Origin of the sequence: Streptomyces albidochromogenes, from assembly GCF_005981925.1 — a bacterium.
In the GTDB taxonomy this organism is placed as follows: domain Bacteria; phylum Actinomycetota; class Actinomycetes; order Streptomycetales; family Streptomycetaceae; genus Streptomyces; species Streptomyces albidochromogenes.
The window spans coordinates 1-4105 of the sequence record NZ_VBVX01000445.1; the positions used below are offsets into that span (position 1 = coordinate 1).

A 4105-nucleotide genomic window follows, 5' to 3' on the forward strand; every position below is an offset into this window, starting at 1 on the left:
TCGTACGACCGAGCAGAGCCCGGCGATGCCGCCCTCCCACCTGGAGTTGGAGCGCCTGCTGGCCGGACCCGCGGGCCTGGGCACGGCCGCCGCCCGCGCCTTCCGGTCGTTCGCCCCGGCCGCCCCGCGAGCGGCGCGGCACGCCCGGGCGGAAGAGACCCCCGCGGCCACCCCGCAGGAGTCCCCGGGCGGCGACCGCACGGCGGTGCGGATCCCCGCCCTGTACTGCCCCGACGCCGTGCGTGATGACCCCGCCCTGGGGGAAGAGGTCAACAACCGCCTGGTCGACTGGGCGGAGGAGATCGGCATCTTCACCGGCCGCCTGGAGCGCCTGCACTCCCACCAGTTCGGGCAGCTGTTCATGCTGGCACACCCCGACTGCGACGACCCCGACCGCCTGATGGCCGCCGCCCGCTGTGGGCTGGCCGAATGGTCCGTGGACGACCACTGGGTCGACGAGGGCGACGACACGGAACCGGAACTGCTGGGCTCCCGGCTCGCCATGGCCCACGCGGTCGTCGACCCCGTACGGCTTCCCGCCCGCTACCTCGCGCAGTTCGAGGAAGTCGTCGGCCGGCAGCCTGTTCTGCGCGCCTTCCGCTCCAGCCTCGCCCACCTGTCACAGATCGCCAGCACCACGCAAATGGCCCGCCTGCGCCACGAACTCGCCGTCATGTTCGTCGGCTACGGGCAGGAAGCCGAATGGCGCAGCAACGGGCGCAGGCCCGCTGTGTGGGAGTACCTGCTGCACCGGTACGAGAACGCCTTCTACCCCTGCATGGTGCTGATCGACCCGGTGGGCGGCTACGAACTGCCGGCTCACGAGTTCGCCGATCCCACCGTGCGCCGCACCTACCTCTACGCCGGCATGGCCAATGTGCTGCTCAACGACGTGTATTCGATGGCCAAGGAGGACCCGGGCGACACGAATCTGCCCAACCTCATCGCCGCCGAGGACAACTGCTCCCTCCAGGAGGCCGTCGACCGCACCGCCGCCATCCACGACGAGCTCATGCACACCGTCGAGGCCGACTGCGCCGTGCTGGCAGCGGCCGGCTCCCCGCAGCTGCGTCGTTACCTCGACGGTCTGTGGGCGTGGATGGGCGGCAGCAAGCAGTGGCACGCCACCAGCCCCCGTTACAACGACACGAACTGACGCCGCGTTCCGAACCCATAGCCCCGCCCGGCCGGTCCGGCCTTCCGGCCCGTACAGCCCGTGAGATCACCTGAAGAGGGAGAACACTTATGACCGTTCAGCACACCACCCCACACCCCCTGCGCAGCCTCTACCAGAAGTCCGTTGCCAACTACTGGAACCAGGAGAAGAACCCCGTCAACCTCCGCCTCGGCGAGGTCGACGGCATCTACCACCACCACTACGGCATCGGTGACGTGAACTGGTCCGTCCTCGACGGCCCCGAGGAGACCCGCGAGCAGCGCCTCACGGCCGAGCTCCACCGGCTCGAATGCGCCCAGGCCGACCTGCTGATGAGCCACCTCGGCGACCTCACCCCCGGCGACCGCGTCATGGACTCCGGATCGGGCCGCGGCGGCAGCAGCTTCGTCGCCCACAGCCGCTTCGGCTGCCAGGTCGACGGCGTCTCCATCTCCGAAACCCAGGTCGCCTTCGCCAACGGCCAGGCGAAGGAGCGCGGAGTGGACGACAAGGTCCGCTTCCACCTCAAGAACATGCTGCACACGGGCTTCGAAAGTGACAGTTTCCAGGCCATCTGGAACAACGAGAGCACCATGTACGTCGACCTGGCCCTCCTCTTCCCCGAGTACGCCAGGTTGCTCAAGCACGGCGGTCGGTACGTCACCATCACCGGCTGCTACAACGACGCCTACGGGCTGCCCTCCCGGGCCGTGAGCGAGATCAACGCCCACTACATCTGCAACATCCATCCCCGCAGCAGCTACTTCAAGGAGATGGCCGCCAACCGCCTCGTCCCGGTCAGCGTCGTCGACCTCACCGCTGCGACCATCCCGTACTGGGAACTGCGCGCCAAGTCACCGCTGGCGACCGGCATCGAGAAGGCGTTCCTCGACGCGTACAAGGACGGCAGCTTCCAGTACCTGCTGATCGCGGCCGACAAGGTCTGAGGCGCCGGGCGAACCGGGTGCGCCGCCGGACCACGAACGGTGCCGCACGCCCGTAACAGGAGGTGGTGGCGGGCGGGTACCGATCCCTCCTGAGCCGAGGTGAGAGGATCTTGCCGACGGTTCTGTACGTGGAGGCACGATGGACAACGGCTCGCAGCACGACCACTCCGAATGGGAGGAGGTCGTGCACGCGGCCCGGGAGCGTGCCCGCTTGCGGCAGAGCCTCATGGTCGAGCGCTTCGGACTGTCGGGTGACGTGCAGTACCACTGGTCGCTGGACGACGCGCGGATCGCGTGGTCGCGCGAGGAGAAGGTGTTCCTCACCGGCCGGCTCACCCTGATCGGCAGCGTGAGTCTCGCGCAGCAGACCTGGTTGTGGTCCTGGGCGAACGAGTCCCTGCCGCGAACAGTCCGGGGTGACATCGAGCGGGTACGGCGCTTCGGCGAGGCGAACGACTACCCGGTCCTGCCGTGGTCGGGCTTCGACTACCATCCCGAGCTCGTCGCCGAGGCACGGATGGTCGCGGCCTCGGTGCTTGACGCGGAAGGGTTGTGGATGGACTCGACCGACGAGGCGCAGCTTCACTTCCTGGTCCACGACCTGGTGCTCGCCGCGGACAGCTCGTGACGGGGAGACGGTCGGCGACCCGGCGCCGAACGGGCGCGCACAGGAGCGGCGTCCGTTCCCGCCGTACCGCGTCTCCGGCACCCGCTCTTTCCCGCGCCACCCGGCGTAAACGACTTGCGGAGGGGTGGCTGGTTCGTTCGTCGCCCGCCTCGCGAGTGCCGCAGGCCCCGGCGCGTGCGGCGCGGACGGGGCTGCGGGCGCAGAAGAGCAGAGAAGCGGCACCCCGCGGCGACCGGGGTGACGACCCGGGCCTGTTCCGGGCCTGCCGCCCCGCCCTACGATCTCCCCCATGTCGATCATCTCGTCCATACCCGTCCTTCAGGGCCGTGACGGCGTCGTTCTGAGTGCCGTCAGCGAGGGGCTCGTCCTGGAGCGCCCTCGTCAGGTGCTCACGATCCCCAGCCAAGCCGTCGCCCGGGTCCACACGGAGGGCAGGACCCTGTCGGTCGAGCTGAGGGCGCCGGTCGGGTCGACGCCGGCCGTGTACCGGATCGAGGACGTGAGTGAGGCCGCCGCCACCGCGTTCGCCAGTGGCGTGAACTCGCTGTTGGCGGAGCCCGACGAGGAGGTCGACGGTGCCGCCCTCGTCGTCGTACAAACCCTCAAGACGCTCTGGCGCGTGAAGTTCCTGCGCCGGCTGAAATGGTTCGTGCTCGGCTGCGTCGGAACCGTCGTCGCCCTGGGCGTGATCGCCGGGATCGTGGGGGACGCCGGCTACGTCATCATCTTCGTGCCGTTCGGTTTCATCACGGTCGCGGCTCTCGGGGCCGGCGCCTACGCCGTGGGGACGTGGAACCATGAGCGGCGGCTGCTCAAGCACGGCGTCACCGTTTTCGCCAGGCCCGCCGACCAGCCCGGCGCCTACCTCTACACGGACACCGCCGGCATGACCCGCGGCGTGACCCACATGTCTTCGGCGCCGTACGTCCAGGTCAGTTTCGACCCCCAGGACCCGGCGGACGTACTCGTGCCCCCGGCTCCGTTCATGCGGCGGTTCTCCGTCACGCTGGGTGCGTTTATCCTCTTCTGCGGGCTCAACGGCATGACACTGCTGGTCTTCCTGGTGGCCGACGCCCTCTCCGGCGGCGCTCTCATGGACGGGATGTAGCTCCCCGAGTGGACGACATGTCGAGTGCGTCCCTTACCGCGCCGGCGGGGGTGGTGCCGCTGCCAGTCGCCACAGGGGCGGCACCCGGCGTACCGGCGCTGCTGTGCGCAGGGCGGCGAACAGATCGCCGGCCTCCGCGGCGCCGAGGTCGAGCTCCTCGACGATCCGGCGGGTGGTGACGTACGCGATGCCGTCCGCGAGGGTGTCGCGTTCCCAGGCGGTGTACCTGGTCAGGGCGGCGCCGGTGTCCCGAGGGCGGTGGGGGG

General features: G+C 69.6%; 4 protein-coding genes and 1 pseudogene. 4 read left to right on the forward strand and 1 reads right to left on the reverse strand.

Annotated elements, in window-relative coordinates:
- The 4 genes from E2E34_RS32070 to E2E34_RS32085 form a co-directional block, all read left to right on the forward strand.
- The coding region (locus E2E34_RS32070) for a family 2 encapsulin nanocompartment cargo protein terpene cyclase (RefSeq protein ID WP_279637917.1) at positions 1–1156 on the forward strand (1156 nt) is incomplete at its 5' end.
- An 89-nt stretch (positions 1157–1245) separates the two neighbouring features.
- Complete coding sequence (locus tag E2E34_RS32075) at positions 1246–2103, forward strand: geranyl diphosphate 2-C-methyltransferase (protein WP_138905360.1); 858 nt, start codon at positions 1246–1248, stop codon at positions 2101–2103.
- Between the two features lie 139 nt (positions 2104–2242).
- Positions 2243–2731: a DUF6882 domain-containing protein gene (locus E2E34_RS32080; protein ID WP_138905361.1), complete on the forward strand. Its 489-nt coding sequence runs from the start codon at positions 2243–2245 to the stop codon at positions 2729–2731.
- Positions 2732–3020: 289 nt separating this feature from the next.
- Positions 3021–3839, forward strand: coding sequence for a hypothetical protein (locus tag E2E34_RS32085; protein ID WP_138905362.1), 819 nt, complete (start codon positions 3021–3023; stop codon positions 3837–3839).
- Between the two features lie 33 nt (positions 3840–3872).
- Here the strand turns inward: E2E34_RS32085 and E2E34_RS32090 are convergent.
- A pseudogene (locus tag E2E34_RS32090) lies at positions 3873–4105 on the reverse strand (DUF1152 domain-containing protein); the annotation flags it as partial.

Bases quoted from the DNA above. Each gene is read 5' to 3' on its own strand.
- E2E34_RS32075 (WP_138905360.1), top strand. From the start codon at position 1,246: ATGACCGTTCAGCACACCACCCCACACCCCCTGCGCAGCCTCTACCAG.
- E2E34_RS32080 (WP_138905361.1), top strand. From the start codon at position 2,243: ATGGACAACGGCTCGCAGCACGACCACTCCGAATGGGAGGAGGTCGTG.
- E2E34_RS32085 (WP_138905362.1), top strand. From the start codon at position 3,021: ATGTCGATCATCTCGTCCATACCCGTCCTTCAGGGCCGTGACGGCGTC.